We start from the raw sequence: 19335 nt of genomic DNA, 5'->3' as shown, positions 1-19335 counted from the left end.
AAAAATTTCAGATCTTTTTTTGCGCTCATTTTCAAGGTTCACCAGTCAAGCATTCCGCCGCTCGATCGAGCAGCAGCTCCCGTTCCCTCTGATTGTCCGTCAGCGATGCTGCCCGTTTGAACTCGGCACAGGCTTCTTCGAGCCGTCCCAGCTTAAAGAGCAGGTCTCCCCTTACGCTCGGGAGCAGGTGATATCCCTTCAAGGCAGGCACGGATTGCAGAGCATCCACGATCTCAAGCCCAATCTCCGGACCGAAAGCCATGGAGAGGGCAACGGCACGGTTTAATTCCACAATAGGGGAGGGAGAAACCTGGGCTAACGCTTCATATAGCGCGGAGATGCGAATCCAATTCGTCTCTGCGGCACTGGCCGCTCCGGCATGACATGCGGAGATTGCGGCCTGAAGGGCATAAGGTCCCGTCATGCCTCCCAGTTGCTCGATTCGATCGAGAGCGGCAAAGCCTCGGCGGATCAATAGATAATCCCATAACGCCCGATTCTGGTCCAGGAGCAGAACAGGCTGACCGCCCGTATTGACGCGGGATTTGAATCGGGAAGATTGAAATTCCATTAACGCAACCAACCCGTGCACCTCGGGCTCCAGTGGGGCAATCTCAGCCAGCACCCGCCCGATCCGAAGCGCTTCCTGACACAACAGCGGGCGAATCCACTGACTGCCGGACGATGCTGCATAGCCTTCATTAAACATGAGATAAATGACCTCAAGCACCGATGACAATCTCGGTTTGAGCTCCGTTCCTTGCGGAATTTCAAACGCGACCCTCGTTGCCGACAGCGTCCGCTTGGCACGAACAATGCGCTGCGCTATCGTAGCTTCAGGGACAAGATAAGCATGGGCGATCTCCACTGTCGTTAATCCGCCAAGCAGGCGGAGTGTTAGCGCCACACGGGCTTCGGGGGAAAGAACCGGATGACAGGTCATAAAGATGAGCCGCAGCAGATCGTCATTCACTTCCCCCGGCTCCGGTACCTCCATGTCCGAATCCATCCGGACATCCAGCTCGCGGCCCAATAATGCGTACTTCTGATCGCGCACTTTATTTCGGCGCAGCACATCAAGTGCTTTTCGCTTCGCGGCGGTCATCAGCCATCCGCCAGGATTATCCGGTATTCCTTCCTTTGGCCATCGCTCGAGCGCAGTGATCAACGCATCTTGCGCCAGATCCTCGGCGAGACCGATATCACGAACCATTCGCGTGAGATAGGCGATAATCTTGGAGGATTCGATTCTCCATATCGCCTCGATCGCACGATGTGTATCTGCAGCCGGCATTAGGGATTCTGCCTTTGGATATGTTCGCGCATCTCATATTGTTTGGCCTGGGCTTGTGGATCCTGCGTCAGATCCGTGGGTTCAAACACCTGCCGGAGCTCGATCTGGCCTGCACCGAAGCCGTGAGGGTCCGGCATGCGCTTGGCCCATTCAATCGCTTCTTCCCTCGTCTTCACTTCAATCAAGGTATAACCCGCAATCAATTCCTTGGCTTCCGTAAAAGGCCCGTCGGTAATCTTCGCCTTGCCTCCAGGCTCCGGATAGGAAATCCGGATGGCACCGGAGCTTGGATGCAGTCCGTCCGCAGCAAGCAGCACACCGGCTCTGGCCAGCTCCATGTTGTACCTCATCATGGCATCCAATTGCTCTGCACTTGGCAGCACACCTGCCTCCGAATCCTCGGTTGCCCTTACAATCATCATAAATCTCATGGTATATTCCCTCCTGTTATAGGAACCTTGCATTCCCGTTCTATACTTATACAACGAATGGAGAATTGCCTAATCGACATGCATTTCATAAATCTTCATTCTTCCTAAATAATAAGCAGCAACAAAAATAATTAAGTAACAACCATTTCGTTATGGGATCACATATTCCTGTTTACGTGATTCGATTCCATGAAAAAAAGACCAACCAAGTACATCGCTTGATTGGCCTTTGTAAAGCTATGATTCTTCACGAATTCCTGTAATGCATTCATCCCATGGACTTGGCTCGTTCCCGGTACGTTTTATTCTTCGCGCGATTGCCGCAGGCTTTCATCGAGCACCATTTGCCCGTCCCCGGCCGGGAACGGTCGACGAATACCCACTGGCAATCCGCCGCCGTGCACACCCTCAATCTGCTCCACAGATTGTTTTCACGAAGTCGGAACACCAGAATCAACAACCGTGCCAAACCTCCCTTTCCCTGTTCCTCCACGGACTCCATCACATCGGACATTTCACCGAAACGATAGAAGAAACGGAATTGGCCCGCGATACGATTCAACGTCTGGAAATCGTCGTCCTTAGGATCATGCGGGTTATATGGAATGGCTGCCCTTAAGCTGCTGCGCAGTTCACGAGCCAACGTCAAATCCACTTCGGTTACGCTGTCCAAATCATGAATAAAGCCATACTCCAAGAGCCAGGATCGTAGGTCATTTACGCCTTCAAGAATCTCCACGCCCGGATCGCCCTCATATCTCATCCGTCTATCATGGGTATTAATATAGTCTGCTATGATTTCCAGCTGCTCCAATTCTGCTCCCACAACAAACAAACCTCCTATTGATGTTTTCATGACAAACCAGTAAAATGAATTTATCGGTTAGCTAACCATTAATTTTATTTTAACAGTCATCACGTGTTGTTGAACTCCCTGTTACCTGTTTATATCTATCCACTGCAAGTATGTTGTTATCAGTATAGCAGACTCCAATCTTCCTAAGAGGTGAAGTGAATGAAGATCAGACCCTTTTCTTATCCAATTGAACCCGCTGCGATTGATGACCTGTACCAACGCCTTGATATGACCCGGTGGCCTGACGAAATCCCGGGTGGCCGCTGGAATTACGGAATCCCGCTTGATTTCATGAAGGATATAATCGCTTACTGGAGGCATGAGTTCGATTGGGAAGCCTTCCGTCGCTCCATTCATGCTTATCCGAGTTATGTCGCTGAAATCGATGGGGTAGACATTCACTATATACATATTAAGGGCAGCGGTGACAACCGCGTCCCGCTCCTCATCGCCCACGGATGGCCCAGCTCCTTCTATGAAATGCTGGAGCTGATCCCTTGCCTTACGAATCCTGGGCCAATCGGGGGTCGTGCGGATATTTCCTTCGACCTCATCATTCCTTCCCTGCCGGGTCACGGCTTCTCGGGTATTCCCTTGCGTCCAGGCTTTGAGGACCGACAGGCAGGAGAACTGCTTATGAAATTAATGACGGGGCTCGGTTATGAGCGATTCGGTGCCCATGGATATGATATCGGAGCCAGCATTCTTGGGCTCATGTGTCTTGACCATCCCGACCGGTTCATCGGTTATCACACCACATCCCCCGGCAACCCGAGCCCCTGCGTGGACTCGACTTCCCCGCTTTCGGATGAGGAGAGGGCGTTCCTCCAATATCAGCAGCAATGGTACCGTGAAGAAGGCGGCTACGCCCATATTCTAGGTACAAAACCGCAAACGGCAGCCTACGGCCTGCATGATTCTCCTGTGGCACTGGCCGCTTTCATTCTTGAAAAATGGCATTATTGGACATCCCCCGAAGATAACAACGTATTGCAGCATTTCAGCAAAGAGCTGCTCATCTCCAACGTCTCCATCTATTGGGTGTCCGAGACCATCAATGCCTCGAACCGCTACTATTATGAAGGCACGCATACGAGATGGCCGGGACCGGGAGAAACCTCGCCTGTACCGCATGCGGTCACCTTAAATGCACAGCGAAACGAGCGTCCGCCGAGAGAATACGTGGAGCGAATATTTCCGAATGTGATCCGCTGGAAGGATCTGAATTCGGGCGGGCACTTTATTGCGGCTGAACAACCCGCATCGGTTGCCCAGCAAATCGTGGCGTTCTTCGATGCGCTAAGGTAATTCTCACGAGGTACGGTAACTCCCTCGAATGTTAGAAACAGGAGATTGCTGTCTCGGTGCAGAAAGGATTAGCTACTAATTCTCTTGAATGCGGTGATCTCCATGAACAGTATGATTCCGAATCGAATACATATCATCGGCTCGGTCGGCAGCGGCAAAACGACGCTTGCCAGGGCGCTCTCCGCCCGGCATGGCATCCCCTATTACGAGCTCGACAATGTGGTCTGGGAGCGAGCCAACCCTGACGATATCCGAAGGAGCGAGGCGGACCGGGATGCGCTGCTGCTGGACATCGTGAAGACGGAACGCTGGATCATTGAAGGCGCCCATCTTGAATGGGTCAGCCCCAGCTTCCAGCAGGCGGATCTCATCGTTTTCCTGAATCCTCCCTACTCCACAAGAACCTACCGGATCATCACCAGATTCATCAAACAGCGGCTTGGACTGGAACAGGCGCACTATAAACCCGTCTGGATCATGCTCCTGAACATGTTCAAATGGAGCGCGTCTTTTCAGCGCGAGGGCAGGCACCGGATCCAGCACACGCTTAGGAGCTATCCCGATAAAGTGCTCATTGTGAAAAACCATAAACAGCTCATGCAGCAGCTGGAGCTGTGGCCACCTCCAACCGGAGGAAACAACCCGGTCGCAGAGATCAAGTTAGAAAACGGAACTTAGAAGATGCGGATGAAATGGGCAGCATAGCAGGCATAGCTTAACGGAACCATGCTTACTATCGGAACGCAAAGTACCGATTTCGAATTGTGCGTGACATAGAGAAGCATCAGGGCAGGCGGCCCTTCAAGAACGTGGTCGTTAGTGGCGGTAGCTTTGGCCCTCTCGAGAACATGGTCATTGGTGAGGGCAGAATAGCAGGCATATCGAGAGCATGACCGTTGCTAATAGGCAGTACTTCGGCTCTCGAGAGCGTGGCCGTTGATCATGGGCAGTACGTCGGCTCTCGAGAGCGTGGGAGTTGCTAATGGGCAGACACAGTTGACGCTATTGGAGGAAAAAAGCTCCTTTTAAAATCGCAACGGACCTGAGGTACCTTAATTCGTAATATCACAGGTGTTTGAACAGGGAAAACTCTTTATAACGACTGTGGTGTCCGTTACATTTGGGATTGTGCGTTTTTACGGTAAATAACGTCCGCTGGGTCCATTAGAGATTCAAACCAGGGCAATCATGCACCCCGCCCGCAACAAAGGCTTACCGGCTTCCGTATGCTGGGAGCGTAATTGCTTCCTAGCTTGTGTCACCGCCCAGCCTCCGTTTCACCGATTCAGGAGTTCCGAACTCAGCCGCTAACCGGTTGAGCATCTCCGTACTCTGCAGCTCCTGGGCAGCTTGTTCATCATTCAGAAAATATCCATACTCAAATACCGTTCTCCCGTATCCGGCCCAATGCAGACGACTCGCTTCCCTTCCCCCAGCCGTTCTGCCACGCGAAGGGCTGCGAATACCGAAGCGCCGGAGGACGGTCCGACCAGAATTCCTTCCTTGCGTGCCAAATCCCGAACGGTTTGCAGCGCATCCTCGTCAGCGATCTGTATGATCTCATCATACACACTCGTGTTCAGGATCTTCGGCACGAAGCCCGGACTTGTGCCAACCAGCTTGTGCGGTCCCGGTTGTCCGCCGGAAAGCACAGGCGAGCCCTTCGGCTCGACCACCGCGATATGCAGGCTCGGCAGAGACTTTCGCAGCTCCTCTCCGGTTCCGGTTACCGTACCGCCCGTTCCAGCAGTCGCAACAAAAGCATCCAGCCGCCCTTCCATCTGCTCCAATATTTCCGGTGCTGTAGTCACCCGGTGAATATCCGGGTTAGCGGCATTCTCGAACTGCTGCGGGATGAAACTTCCCGGAATCCGCTCTCTAAGCTCAAGCGCTTTGGCAATTGAGCCCGGCATACGCTCGCTGCTCGGCGTCAGCACGACCTCCGCCCCGTATGCCTTTAATATGTTAATCCGCTCCTTGGACATGTTATCCGGCATAATCAATATGGCCCGGTAGCCCTTAGCTGCCGCAATCATCGCCAGGCCAATGCCCGTGTTACCGCTGGTCGGCTCTATGATCGTGCCGCCCGGCTGGAGCAGGCCCTGCTCCTCCGCGGTATGAATTAGATTGTAGGCTGCGCGGTCCTTCACACTTCCCGAAGGATTGAATCTCTCCAGCTTTACATAAACATCGGCGGCCTCTGCAGACGCCAGCCGCTGAAGTTTTACCATTGGCGTCTGACCGATCATATCAACAATGCTATTATAAATCTCCATGACGTTCTCCTTTATATATGAAGTGAAGGAACTCCCCACCAAATCTCTAACAAAGACAATAAACTTACTCGGATTATATGCAAGTTCCTCCCCTATTGTCAATGAAGCTCAGCATGCCGCCAAACTCTGTCAGGATGACAACGCACCAGGTGTTACGTCCTTTGCTCGCTGCAAAATCTTTGGCTCGGCAAGAGCATGGCTCGCCGCTCCACCATGACTTTATGGTATGCTGTTTTAAGGAAAATTCCCTTCGATCTACATGAAGAAGACAAACCCTATGCTAAGGTACTTCTTCTACAAGAACAAGGTTTCATTCTCCTTAAATCCCCTACCTTCAAATCCATTCATGAATCTATAAACTTATATCTGGACTCATAAAGGAGGCGCAAGAAAAGCGTGAATATCCCGCTGTTACTACCTGAAGATCAACCCATACTGCTGCTCGACCGAACCGATGATTTAACACAGCAGGACGTGCTGTGCCATTTTGCGCTGGACGAGCTCCTATGCAGACTGACCGGAGAGGGCGGACCCGCGATCTGCCATATATGGCGGCATCCGCGCGCTTTTGTCATGGGTGTGCGCGACAGCAGACTGCCCCAAGCTGCACAGGGGGAAGCCCTGCTTCGCTCACTCGGCTATGATACCGCCGTCCGTCATTCAGGCGGGGCTGCGGTTCCCTTGGACTCCGGGGTTGTAAACCTGTCCCTTATTCTTCCGTTTGCATCCAAGGGACCTGCGCCTGATTTTCATCAGGACTTTGAGATCATGGTAGAGCTGATCCGGGAAGCGCTGCACAGCACCGGGCAAAGGGTCGGTACCGGCGAGATTGCCGGAGCATTCTGCCCGGGGACATTCGATTTGAGCATTCGAGGTCTTAAATTTTGCGGCATAGCCCAGCGCAGGCAGCGAAAAGCTTTTATCATTCAAGCTTTTATCATCGCCCAAGGCTCAGGCAGCGAACGCGCCCGCCTCGTTCGTTCTTTCTATGATATTGCAGCGGAAACAGCAGATCCGAAGCAGTACCCTATCGTAGAAACTACCAGCACGGCCAGTCTCGAGGAACTGACAAATATCGGGAGCGGCGCAGCAGCGGTACAGCAGTTTATAACAGCGGTAAGAGAGGTTATCCGCAATGGGCAGTCGGACAAAGATTTAACAGGAGTCGCCTCCAGATTCGTTATGCCAACAACCGAGGAAATCCGGATGATGGCTGACCAGATGCGGCAGCGATATAACAACAAATAGATATAAGGGTGGGAATGCCGCTGCATGTGGCTGGCGGATTCATGCGGTGACATGCACGCAGTCGCTAATGCTTGGGGATGATAGTGCTTGTTGACCCGGCTCACGTAGTTACCGATATTAGTAGCTGCTTGCCGCGTGTGGTCGCTAATCAATTGGCTCCATGTAACCGCCTGCGTTGCGTGCGGTTCATCTCCTCCATCCCACACCGCCCCGCGCGCTGTGAGAGCACCGTTCGGGGCAAGCCACTGAATGGCCCATCAACAGGAGCCGCGGAAAGGTATAATGGCACCCCCATCTGGGGTATGCCATTAGTATCAAGGTTCCCGCAACCATAAAGGTGAGGTGAAGATCCGGTGGACCCATCGGAAGATCGGTGTGAATGCTGCGGCAGGTCAGGTGTAGAAACAACGATTCACCATCTGACACCCAAGGAATATGGCGGCGTTAACCTTCCTACGGCCCTGCTGTGTATCCCATGTCACAGACACATTCATCATCTTTTTACAAACAAACAGCTCATTGATCTGGAGCTAACTACGATATCAGCTCTGCAGCTCAATCCTGCCATGCAATCCTTCATCCGCTGGATCCGCAAGACTCCCCCTGGCACTATCCCCAAATCCCGTAAATCCAGAAATGTACGGGGGCGCCGCTAACAACCTGTTCTGACCGCCCCTTTAAGGTATAACACCCCCTCAGATTACTTTATTTTTACAATTGCACCAATAATGGATGATACTCTCTTAACACTTCCCCTATACACTTGTCCTGATGGCAATTTATATTAGGGGTGGATAAGCTTGAGTAAAACAATGGACCGCAAAACGTTTCTGTCTTATCTGGGTACCGGCGCAACCGCATTGGCAGCCGCATCCGCTGGCTTGGGCGTATTAGAAGGCAAGGCTTCCGCTATGTCCGGAACCGCAAATCATCTGTTCGGATTCAAAACGAATCGGGTCAGCGGCTATTTCGAGCCTATCGAGCCAACCAAAGCAGATCAGCTCGTCCTGCCTAAAAATTTTAAATACGATGTCATTGCAGCTTTCGACGATGTGATTAATCCCGCTGGCGAAAAATTCGGCTCCGGCTGTGACTACAACGCCTTCTTCCCGATTAAGGGCTCCAATGTCCGCGGCCTGCTGGTCAACAATCACGAGTACTCGACCATATTCTCGATCGGACCGGTGAAGGACGGTAAAATGTCCGCGGATCAAATCCATAAAAACCTGTATTACCAAGGCATGTCAGTGATCGAAGTATACCGCGACGAGAAGGGTGTATGGAAAATGGACACCACCTCCACCCATGCCCGCCGCATCAACGGCTTCACTAAATTCGATATTACCGGCCCTGCCAAAGGCATTCCAGCCTTGAAAGGCGCCACAACCGCAACAGGCACATTTGCCAACTGCTCCGGCGGCGTAACGCTCTGGAACACGGTTTTGTCTTGTGAAGAGAATTTTGAGGAAACCGCAGCGGTCTCGAAGCTGCCGGATACCCATTACGGTTGGGTCGTTGAGGTCGATCCGTTCGACAAATCCTTCTTGAAAAAACACACCGCTCTCGGCAGATTCAATCATGAAAATACAGCCATGGGCCTTGCCGCAGACGGCCGGATCGTTGTCTATATGGGCGACGACAAGAAGGATGCCTGTGTCTATAAATTTATCAGCAAGAACAAATATGACAAAAGCAAAGGCCGCGCCAACTCCGCACTTCTGGAAGAGGGAACCCTGTATGTTGCCAACCTGAAGTCGGGCAAATGGCAGCCGGTCACTCTGGAAGCTGTAACAAAAGCCATTGCAGAGGACAAAGAGGCACAAGCCAAATTCAAGTCCCAAGGCGACGTCGTGACTTACTGTCAGGAAGCTGCGCGTTTTGTTGGTGGAACGCCGACAGACCGTCCGGAAGACATCGAAATTTCTCCGTTCGATAACACGGTGTTTATCTGCCATACAAACAACGACAATCACGGCAATATCCACGGCCATATCACGCGCATTTTTGAAGCGGGCAACGATTTGGCGGCCATGGAATTCGACTTTGAAATCTTTGCTGCGGGCGGACGCCAATCCGGCTTCAGCTCACCAGACAACCTGGCCTTCGACTCGAACGGCGATCTGTGGGTCGTGACGGACATCTCCAGCAGCAGCCAGAACAAAGGTGTTCACAAACCCTTTATGAATAACGGACTGTTCGTCATTCCAACAAGCGGACCGGATCAAGGAGCTGCGCTGCAATTTGCTTCTGGTCCGGTAGAGTCGGAGCTTACCGGTCCCTTCTTCACACCCGATGAGCAGACGCTCTTCCTGTCCGTTCAACACCCAGGTGAGAATACGGAGGACCTCAGCAAGCCAAGCAGCACATGGCCTCACCGCTCCGGCGAGAACATGGCGCGCTGTGCCGTCGTGGCGATTAGCGGATTCAAATTAGAATCATAATCCAGCATAGAAAGGGGTTAACATCATGCCGTTTGGAAATATCGGAATCGGTGGCCTGGTTCTCATTTTGATTATTGCACTCATTATATTCGGTCCCTCCAAACTTCCCGAGCTCGGTCGCGCTTTCGGGCGAACTCTAAGTGAATTCAAGGGCGCAACCCGCAACTTGATGAACGGAGACGATGAGAATGAGAAGAAAGACGATGCTACGCAAACTACTGCAGCAGCCAGTAAGCAGCACAGCTGATCCAAACGACCAGAGCGCGGTCGAGCATCTGGAAGAAATGCGGAAGCGCCTGATCCGCACGCTGATTGCGTTTCTCGTAGCGATGACGGCCGCCTTCATCTATGTTGAGAAGATCTACCATTGGCTGGTACGAGGCATGGACGAGCAGCTCGTTCTGCTTGGTCCCTCCGAGGTAATGTGGGTGTATATGATCATTGCCGGTGTGGTTGCCGTTACCGTTACACTTCCGATTGCCGCTTATCAAATATGGCGGTTCGTGCAGCCGGCATTGCCTGATGGGACACACCGCTCTGCCATGCAGCTCATTCCCGTAATCAGCCTGTTATTTATTGCAGGCATATGCTTTGGATACTTTGTGCTCTTTCCCATGGTGCTCCAGTTCATGCAGCGGATGGCCGAGGGACAATTCCAGACCATGTACACGGCGCAAAAGTATTTTACGTTCATGATTCATATGACCGTTCCGTTCGGGTTCCTGTTCGAAATGCCCGCGATCGTCGTATTTCTGACAAAGCTTGGCATCGTGAATCCGCATCGTCTGGCCAAAATACGTAAATCGGCCTACTTCCTGCTCTGTATCGTAGCTGTCACCATCACACCGCCGGATATCATGTCCGACCTGATTGTGATCGTTCCGCTGTTCCTGCTGTACGAGATCAGCGTTTCTATCTCCAAACTCATCTATCGGAAGCAGCAGCTGCTGTCGCAAGCGGAAGGCAGCATATCCTAAAACCGTTCGTTTCCCCCGAAATAGGACGGAACCTTTTATAACCCGTGAACAGACGCCTATGCGAATAGGGTGTCATATTCACGGGTTCTTTTTTATGAACCAAATGTAAGATTATCTTACATAATTTATACTGAATTTGCTCTAAAATGATTGACACCTTCAAGAAATTGCATTAGCTTTACTTAGTAATAAAGGAATCATCTACTTTATTGTCATTATTATGTTAGATACAGGAGGTGAAAACGAGTGGCGAGAGTCTGGATCATTAATATATGTTATGAATTATAACATGTGTGAAATGTTCCATTTTTCCAAGTCACCTACGATCGAACGGGAGATACAAAAAAAACTGCGAATGGGGGAAGCCATTGATGTTAAGAAAACAAACCAAGCTGTTCAAACGCGCGATGTCCATGACACTTCTGCTTGGATTGGTGATGAACAGCATTACCGCGGCGGCGGCCGAGCGGTTTACCTATGAGGAAATTACATTGAAGGAACTAGAGCAGGGTTACGCCGCAGGAGCGTTCAAGACCGAAGAGATCGTGAAGGCATACCTTGACCGCATCAACATCTATGAATCCAATTACAATGCGTTTACCATGATGAATGTCAATGCGCTCCAGGAAGCTCGCGAGATTGACCGCCGCCGGACGGCTGGCGAGAAGCTCGGCCCCCTTGCCGGTGTTCCAATTGTCATTAAGGAAGCCGTTGACGTCGCCGGCTTTCCGTCCACCTTCGGCTGGGCTCCGCTCAGCAAAGAGCTCGGAGGGATCGAGCTGATTCCGGAGAAGGATGCCCCTGTCGTTGCCCGGCTGAAAGCAGCCGGTGCGATTATATTGGGCAAGACCAATATCCCGGCATTCAGCTCCGACGGCACGCGCGCCAGCTCCAGTTGGGCTGGCGACACCTACAATGCCGTAGACCGGAAGCTGGTGCCGGGCGCCAGCAGTTCCGGCACAGCCATGTCCATCTCGGGCAATTTTGCCGTGCTCGGCATTGCGGAGGAAACCGGCGGATCGATCCAGAATCCGGCGGCGGCCCAAGCGCTGGTTGGCATCAAGCCAACCTTCGGATTGGTACCAAATGCCGGAGTTGTTCCTCTCGCCGGAAGTACCAGGGACGTTGTCGGTCCGCATGCCCGAACGGTCCATGATGCAGCCGTGATGCTGGACGTCATTGCCGGCTACACGGCCGAAGATGCCAAGACCGTGGCCTCGATCGGCAACATCCCCCGCAAAGGCTACACATCCAAGCTCAACCCGCTCGCGCTCAAGAACAAGCGCATCGGTCTCTATGGACCGGGATGGCTCGGCGAGGAACTGACAGCGGAAACGCAGCAGCTGTATGACCGTGCCGTGAAGGAGCTGGAGAGCCAGGGGGCCATCGTGGTTACCGATCCATTTGCCGATACGGAATTTGCCGAATTCGCCAAATCGGCCGGCTCCATTGGCATTGAATCGATCGTGTATGACATGGAACAGTATCTAAAGCGTTTAGGGCCAAATGCAGCAATTAAATCAGTTCACGAACTGATCAAGAAGACCGGCGAGACCCCTTCGGCACTCGCTAAATACGAGGAAGCCCTGAAAAATCCAGATGCCATTCCCGATTTATCCAAATTCACAGAGGCCAGAACAAAGTATCTTCATATTTTTAACGGTGTAATGGATCAACATCGCTTGGACGCACTCGTATTTCCTCAAATGTACAAAGAAACGCCGCTTCTTCACAGCGAAGACAAAATCGCGGATACCACCGTTCCCGAGATTAACATTGCGGGGGTTCCTCTGGTTACAGTACCTGCAGGATATTATAAGAGCGGCTCCCCGTTTGCCATCGCTTTTGTCGGCAAAATGTGGAGCGAGGCCGATCTGCTCGGAATGGCCTACGACTATGAACAGGCAACGAAGCACCGCGTTGCACCAACGCTTCTCGCAAAACCTTAATCGCTGTCTATATCAAGCTTATACAGACCAACCGGAGCCATGGACGGCTCCGGTTTTTTTGGCAATCAACAGGATAAACAAGCTGATATGTCTGACAGATGTCCTCGGATTCCACCCTTAGCTGCTTCTGTATGTGCATCCGTACCTGGTCTGAGACTTTTGGCATGATTCCTCTGAAATTTAGCAATGATCCATTGATTTATTAGAGAAGTTCTCCTAGTATTTTTAGTAGGAACATCTAGCGGCTTGGCACTATGGCAATAGCTTCGCTGTCTTTATGAGAGCGCTATCGCTGCTGCTGTTTAAAATACGGGGGGTTGCAGATATGAAATGGAATCACTTCAAGTCCAAGCTTCTGCTTAAATACACGCTGTCCTATATCTCCATTTTCCTTATACCTCTTGTTATATTAACCATCATTATTTATCATAATGCCGTCAATACCCTCCGATCAGAGATCGAACAAACCAATGTCAATCAGCTGACCCAGGCAAAAACCGTCATTGATGACCGCATGAAAGAATTGCAGGACATCGCCTTTCGCATTGCCTATGACGAGCAGTTAACGCGGTATTGGACCCACCATCCCTACTACAGCCGGGAATCGATTGGAGCCCTGGTCAAATACAAAGCCAACAGTTCCATTATCGATGAACTATTCCTGTTCTTCCGCGGAGATGATAGCATCTACTCCTCTCAGGGCTTTGAGAACCTGGATGTATTCACAGGCCGCTACAAATTCAATACCTGGAACGAAGCGGACATGGTCCGCGATCTGAATAACGTGCAATTCCCCACCATGCGCCCGGCGGAGCAGGTCGTGCAAGGCACCAAAATCCAGAATTCCATGCTGGCCTACCTTGTACCGATTGCACCTAACAACACGCCCGCCCACGGAACCGTCATGTACTTGATTCACGAATCCAACCTCACCGGATTGATTGATTCCATTCTCAGCGACTACCATGGGATGACTTATATCTTCGATAATTACGGACAGGTGCTGGCCGCCAATTACAAAGGGGAAACCATTACCGAAGAGGAAGTCAATGCGTTGTTTGCGCTTGAGCCCGGCACGCACAGCCTCTCACTAAATCAAGAACCGCATTCGGTGGTATCCGTCAAATCTGAAGCTGGCTGGACTTATGTAACCGCGATGCCGAGCAACCAGTTTTTCAGCCGGATCGTCCATATTCGCACCTTTATTATTCTGGTGTTCTCCTTCGTGGTGGTGATGGGCACCATTCTGGCCATTATGTTGGCCCGGCGACAATACCATCCGATATCAGACCTGATGGAGTTCATCCGACTGAAGAACAACCCGGAACCATCCACATCCAGCAACGAGCTGGAATGGATCAAGAAAACGCTGCACGATTACAGCCAGCGCGTGGATCTTCAGGAGCCCTACGCTCGCAATCATATACTGCTCATGCTGCTGAAGCATGGTCATACCGGAGAATTCCCCTCAGAGTTTACGGAGAAGCTCGGCATCCGCTTCAGCAGGTCCCATTATTTTGTGGTGACCATGGGCTGGGAAACGCATTCCTTCCCCATCGGGGATAACCCTGAGCGGAGACCTGTCATGCAGCTGATGAACGATGTGGAACTGCCGGAGTTTTCCGCTTATGCCTATGGTGTGGAGCTGCCACAGCCAGATCAACTGGCACTTATTGTCGGGTTTGATGCCGAAACCGGGCATGAAGCCAGTCTGAATGCCCGTATGGAGCCCATCGTCGAAGCACTGCAATCGATGGCGGCAGAGCATACCGGCGCTGCACCCGCAATCGGGATAGGCAACCGCTACAGTTATCCCGAGCAGCTGAATCAGTCCTACATCGAGGCGTCGACCGCTCTGGAGTCGTCCATGCTGCACGGACAGGGCAGCAGCACCTTCTTCAACGCCCTTTCCGGTTCCGGCACACAGGATTCCTCCTTCTGGGTTCCCAAGGATGTACTGCTGAAGCTGGTTCAGAGCTTGAAACAGGGCAGTTACGATGTGGCGGTTCAGATGGTATCCACCGCGCTGAATAACCTGAAAGCGGAAATGCCGTCCGTACCGCTGCTCCGCTGCATCTGCTTCGATATTCTGAATACGATGCTAAAAACGGCCTCGGAGCTTGGCATCCATCATGTGGTTCATCAGCTTCCAAGGGTTACCTCCTACGACTCGCTGGAGGATCTGGAGAAGAAACTGGCAGGCCTGGCCGCAGAAATCTGCGCCCATGTCGAGGCGAAGAGCGAGACGGAAGAAAGCTCGTTGATGGACGAAATCGTTGCTTATATCGATGCCAATTTCACGGATTACGACCTCAGCCTAGGCACGATCTCATCCAAATTCACCATCTCTTCATCGTATTTCAGCCGCTCCTTTAAAGAGAAAATCGGCATGAATTTCACTCAATACATCTGGCAGAAACGGATGGATGAGGTCATCCGGCTGCTGCTGCATACCACCGACCCGTTAAAGGATATCATCACGCGTGTCGGTTACCTGGATACACCAAACTTCATCCGTAAATTCAAGAAAGAGACGGGTTATACGCCCGGACAATACCGCAAGATGCACAGTCCCAACGGCTCGGCCGATTCCTCGGATGATGACGAAGAGGAGTGTATCGGGTGATGGGTAACGGGTTCGGCCGACCGCGATGGAGGGTGCATCTGATAACAGCTTCGAACGACAGCGACGAAGAGCGCATCGGGTAACGGCTTCGAACGACGGCGACGAAGATCCCATCGGGTAAGCGATTCGCCCAATAAATCAAAAACCTCCTCTTAACCGTACAGTTAAGGGGAGGTTTTCGTATATTTTAACGGTCACTTTTCGAGCCAGCCCAACTACGTCGTACGCCAAGCCCCTTCTATTTTGCAGCAGGGATGCCTTGAAGTCCTTGATGCATTGCATCCAGCAGGCGGCGAGTCGGGTCGCAGCCGTATTCCCAGAACATGATCCCAGCCAGGCCTTGCTCCTTCACATAATCGCATTTGCACCGGATCGATTCTTCATCATCATAAGAAATTAGGCTGGACCCGTTAAACAGGTACGGTGCACAGGCTTCCTCGTCCCAATATCGAACGTAGCCGTTCTTGTTGATGTAATTCGCGTCCAGCTCGGCAAAGGCCGGACCGTAGCCGCCTGTGCTGCCAGCCATTTGGTGAAGTCCCTGGTTTCGATCCGGAACCTCGGTCCAGATCCGCGAGTAGAATGCGACACCGATTACCATCTTCTCCTTCGGGACGCCCGCGCGAGCGAACAGGTTCACAGACGCATCTGTACTGATTCGGAACAGATCGCCGGTTGGCGTGTACAGATTCGTATGATGACCGGTCAGAACCTGAAAACCGCCGCGCATATCATAGGTCATCAACTGGACAAAGTCGAGGTAGCGCTGCACCTCGTCCATCTCTGTACCGCCCAGGTAGTATTGGTCTGCACCTGCCGCAATTGTAAGCAGATAATGGCGGCTATCCCCGGATCCCTTGGCATCCAGTGCCTCCCGAATCGCCTTGAGAAGCAAGGTGAAATTCCGTTTATCATCCGGACTCGAGGCGATGTCGGCTTCACCGTAACAAGGATACTCCCAGTCCAGATCGATCCCGTCAAAAGGGTATTCTTCCAGCACCCGGACGGCCGATGCGGCCATGCTGTTCCTGCCTGTCTCGGTGGAGGCGGCTTCGGAGAAACCGCCGGCGCTCCAGCCTCCAACGGACAGCAGCACCGTAAGATGCGGGTGATCCCGCTTGATGTTCCGGACAACCTCGCCGTTCTTCAAATGCTCGGTCGTGATCTCATCATGCTTGACGTGGCCGAAGGCGACGTTCAGGTGGGTTAACTTCAACAGATCCTCATGCGCCATGTCGGGAAGAACAGCATCGACGGCATAACCTGCAGCAATATAGTTCGTCATATTCTTCACTCCGCTCCATTCGAAAATTGAGATATCGCCGCTGCAATCTGCAGAGCTTCCTTCCCGGTACCGATCTTGTACCCGGAAGCCGTATAACGGATTTGATCCCGGCTATCCAGCACGAACAGATGAGGATAGCCAGCTTCGTGAGCCGCGGGCTTCGGAATGAAACCGGACAAGGAGGCATAACTGGAATCCCGCACAAAAACCGTGCGTACCGGCAGCCTCGGATAACCCGCAGGGTCGAAGGAAACGTTCCATTCCGCATCTCCGATCACCAGCACGATCGGCATTCCCAGCTGATCGAACGATTCAGCCAGCTCGCTCAGCTCGCGAATCAGATGTTTGGTCGGCTCCCGCTCCGGTTCAATCCAGGCAGCAATGGAACCCGCCGATTCCAGAAGATCCTCCAGTACGACCTCTGATCCATCCAGACGGGTCAGTACACTGCCTGTTGCCAGTTTGCCCAGCACGGGGATATCGACCACCGTCTCCCGATAAGTCAGCACAACCTCCGTGGTGTCCCCGGCACGCACGGTAAAGTAAAGGAAGCGCACGCTTACGGTTCCATCCTTCAGACGGATGCCTGTAGTCAAGCGATAGGCTCCCGGTTCAACCTCGTATGGCTCATCGTAGACATCGGTGCTGCCATACGGATAAACCAGCGTTTTATACACGCCATCTTCCAGGCGGGCCAACGAGAAGTTCTCGGCATAGGATGCGGCCGGCGCATCCTGTGGAGCCTCGGAATCTCTGAGGAGCTGCAGCATTCCCCAACCGGAGCTCTCCTGATTGCGAGGCGAGCCGAGACTGAACACGGCATCTTCCCAGCCTCCGTCGACCAAGTACTGCGGCTTCTGCTCGCTCGGATGCAATCGGGCCGGAATGCCCAAGCTGCGGCATACAGCCACAAACAGAATATCAAGCGACTGCAGATCCCCCTTCATCAGACTGTAGGTCCCTGCGGGATTTCCTTTGCCCTTCAAGTTGGGAAGATCCTCATAATGCGTATAGCCCTGTTCCAGAAGGCGGGCAAGCTTCGAAGGCTCCTCCCTGAATGCCGCCGCCTCGCCCGCTGAATAGGCATTCTGAAACAAGCTTCGGTAAGGAACCACCATTTCATAGGAAACCCGCGGGCACAGGATGTACTTCGCGAACGTATCCTCTGCCCATTGTCCGCGCTGCGAGAGTGCGCCAATCAGATGATCATCCAGCGTCTGCCGACAGGTATCGATCAAATCCTTCTCGTTCAGCGACTCCAGCAGCCGCAGCGGCCACTCGCCGTATTCACTGGAGCGCCCCTCCAGAAAAGCTGCGACTTCGCGGCTGTTGCCCCGTGCCTTCCGCAGAATATCCCATACCCGCTCCGGAGATAGTTCAGCCTTATGAGCCAGTGCGAAAGCCTCTTCCTCGCTCGGGAATGTACGCTCATATTCGCTCCGGGTCTTAGCCCCTTCCTCAAGACGGCGGTTGTGATCCCGGATCTTCTCCTCCGGTAACGCAATCGCCGCTTCCCCCTCTCCTTCCGGGGGAGGGACCATATCGAAATCCACAATCCCTGCCGGCTGCTCTGATGAGTCCAGCACAAGCTCAACACACTCGCCGTCCTGAGCCTTAAAGAGGGTTTCATTCCACCGGCCGCCGCTGACCGCACGAATCAAGAGATCACCATAACCTGTCTTAAAGGCAGCCTCCCCTTGCTCATCGGTCTTGATTTCGGCAATGGGATAAAATTCCGCCATATTGTACAGCTCAAAGCGAACACTTGCTCCGGCAACAGGTTCTCCCTGCACATCCTTTACCTGTATATGGATCGTACGAGCCGGTGCATAGTTCTCCAGCAAATTAATCTCCGTATATCCCTTCTCGGAGAGCGTGACATCCTCCGGTCCCGGATAATCGGCAAAAATCCTCGTATTGATCAGCATCGCCCTGCGGGCTGGCGGACTGAACCAGCCTTGATTCAGGCGGGCTTCCGGTTCGCATGCCCCGATGTAATACCACTGGCCGTCCGCCCAAGCCTCTACCCAGGCATGGTTGCTGTCGCAGTGGGCCCAGCGCGGCGTGTAGACCTGACGCGCAGGTATGCCAATGCTTCGAAGAGCGGCCACCGCCAGTGTGGACTCCTCGCCGCAGCGCCCGCGCGCATTGCGGATCAAGGTCAGCGGTGATATGGTACGCAGATCGCTGCCGATGTAAGTTGCCTTCTCGTGGCACCAGTAATTGGTTTCGAGAATGGCGTCTGCCATGGATAACTTGGCTGTCCGTTCTGCCAATTCGTTGTAGAGAATACCGCGGTAATCCTCAATATTCTCCGTATTGACCCGGTAGGGAAGCACAAAATGCAGGAACAAGTGATCCGGCACGCGGTCTCCCCAAGGGACGCGCTTGCGGGTGTCCAGCGTTCTGCGCACATGGCTGAGGAACAACTCTCCGTCATAGTCGGCCAAATCGTTCACCGGCATGTAGGCAAACAAATATTTTAAGGCCCAAGTCTCTTCTTCCGTTAATTCCTGCCCAAAAACATGGAACAGCTTATCTTTGCGGCCTTCCGCAAACACGACCTTCTCCCGGAATTTTTGCTCGATCCGCTCGAGCATCTGCGAATCCATTGAGAACACCAAGGTTTGGCTGGTCATCCTCC

At 52.7% G+C, this 19335-nt stretch carries 15 protein-coding genes; 9 read left to right on the top strand and 6 right to left on the bottom strand.

What is annotated here, in order from left to right; all coding sequences use genetic code 11:
- Positions 1–31: 31 nt before the first annotated feature.
- The 3 genes from M2277_RS17970 to M2277_RS17960 all read right to left on the bottom strand — a co-directional run bounded on the left by M2277_RS17970 (position 32) and on the right by M2277_RS17960 (position 2551).
- Positions 32–1294 (bottom strand): RNA polymerase sigma factor, encoded by a 1263-nt coding sequence (locus tag M2277_RS17970; RefSeq protein ID WP_006207057.1) that lies wholly within the window; start codon positions 1292–1294, stop codon positions 32–34.
- A complete protein-coding gene (locus M2277_RS17965; RefSeq protein ID WP_006207058.1) occupies positions 1294–1725 on the bottom strand; it encodes a YciI family protein in 432 nt (143 codons plus the stop codon). Before M2277_RS17965 ends, M2277_RS17970 begins: the two co-directional genes overlap by 1 nt.
- Before the next feature lie 268 nt (positions 1726–1993).
- Positions 1994–2551, bottom strand: coding sequence for a CGNR zinc finger domain-containing protein (locus tag M2277_RS17960; protein WP_006207059.1), 558 nt, complete (start codon positions 2549–2551; stop codon positions 1994–1996).
- A 189-nt stretch (positions 2552–2740) separates the two neighbouring features.
- Here M2277_RS17960 and M2277_RS17955 point away from each other — a divergent pair, with 189 nt between their 5' ends.
- Together M2277_RS17955 and M2277_RS17950 are read left to right on the top strand one after the other, a co-directional pair.
- A complete protein-coding gene (locus M2277_RS17955) occupies positions 2741–3889 on the top strand; it encodes an epoxide hydrolase family protein (RefSeq protein ID WP_006207060.1) in 1149 nt (382 codons plus the stop codon).
- A gap of 102 nt (positions 3890–3991) precedes the next feature.
- Positions 3992–4567, top strand: coding sequence for an AAA family ATPase (locus tag M2277_RS17950; RefSeq protein ID WP_063479716.1), 576 nt, complete (start codon positions 3992–3994; stop codon positions 4565–4567).
- A gap of 683 nt (positions 4568–5250) precedes the next feature.
- Here M2277_RS17950 and cysK read toward each other — a convergent pair.
- On the bottom strand, positions 5251–6165 hold the full coding sequence (cysK, locus tag M2277_RS17945; protein ID WP_280755283.1) for a cysteine synthase A: 915 nt from the start codon (positions 6163–6165) through the stop codon (positions 5251–5253).
- Positions 6166–6561: 396 nt separating this feature from the next.
- Here cysK and M2277_RS17940 point away from each other — a divergent pair, with 396 nt between their 5' ends.
- The 7 genes from M2277_RS17940 to M2277_RS17910 all read left to right on the top strand — a co-directional run bounded on the left by M2277_RS17940 (position 6562) and on the right by M2277_RS17910 (position 15406).
- A complete protein-coding gene (locus tag M2277_RS17940; RefSeq protein ID WP_280755282.1) occupies positions 6562–7413 on the top strand; it encodes a lipoate--protein ligase family protein in 852 nt (283 codons plus the stop codon).
- A gap of 353 nt (positions 7414–7766) precedes the next feature.
- Entirely contained in the window at positions 7767–8069 is a 303-nt protein-coding gene (locus tag M2277_RS17935) for an HNH endonuclease (protein ID WP_081742768.1), read from the top strand.
- A gap of 156 nt (positions 8070–8225) precedes the next feature.
- Complete coding sequence (locus M2277_RS17930) at positions 8226–9854, top strand: PhoX family protein (RefSeq protein ID WP_006207065.1); 1629 nt, start codon at positions 8226–8228, stop codon at positions 9852–9854.
- 25 nt (positions 9855–9879) lie between these two features.
- Entirely contained in the window at positions 9880–10101 is a 222-nt protein-coding gene (locus M2277_RS17925; protein ID WP_006207066.1) for a twin-arginine translocase TatA/TatE family subunit, read from the top strand.
- Positions 10058–10831, top strand: coding sequence for a twin-arginine translocase subunit TatC (tatC, locus tag M2277_RS17920; protein ID WP_082834270.1), 774 nt, complete (start codon positions 10058–10060; stop codon positions 10829–10831). The genes M2277_RS17925 and tatC overlap by 44 nt, the downstream gene beginning before the upstream one ends.
- Positions 10832–11202: 371 nt before the next feature.
- Positions 11203–12780: an amidase gene (locus M2277_RS17915; RefSeq protein WP_280755281.1), complete on the top strand. Its 1578-nt coding sequence runs from the start codon at positions 11203–11205 to the stop codon at positions 12778–12780.
- A gap of 325 nt (positions 12781–13105) precedes the next feature.
- Positions 13106–15406, top strand: coding sequence for a helix-turn-helix domain-containing protein (locus tag M2277_RS17910; protein ID WP_280755280.1), 2301 nt, complete (start codon positions 13106–13108; stop codon positions 15404–15406).
- A gap of 238 nt (positions 15407–15644) precedes the next feature.
- Here the strand turns inward: M2277_RS17910 and M2277_RS17905 are convergent, their stop codons facing one another.
- Together M2277_RS17905 and M2277_RS17900 are read right to left on the bottom strand one after the other, a co-directional pair.
- The gene (locus M2277_RS17905; protein WP_280755279.1) at positions 15645–16691 is read right to left on the bottom strand and encodes a glycoside hydrolase family 18 protein; all 1047 of its coding nucleotides are present in this window, start codon (positions 16689–16691) and stop codon (positions 15645–15647) included.
- 5 nt (positions 16692–16696) lie between these two features.
- Entirely contained in the window at positions 16697–19330 is a 2634-nt protein-coding gene (locus M2277_RS17900; protein WP_280755278.1) for a transglutaminase domain-containing protein, read from the bottom strand.
- Between the last annotated feature and the right edge of the window lie 5 nt (positions 19331–19335).

It is taken from the genome of Paenibacillus sp. LBL (assembly GCF_029893715.1).
Taxonomy (GTDB): Bacteria; Bacillota; Bacilli; order Paenibacillales; family Paenibacillaceae; genus Paenibacillus_AQ; species Paenibacillus_AQ glucanolyticus.
Note: the sequence above shows the minus strand (reverse complement) of the source record. Positions and strands in the feature narration are given on the sequence as shown.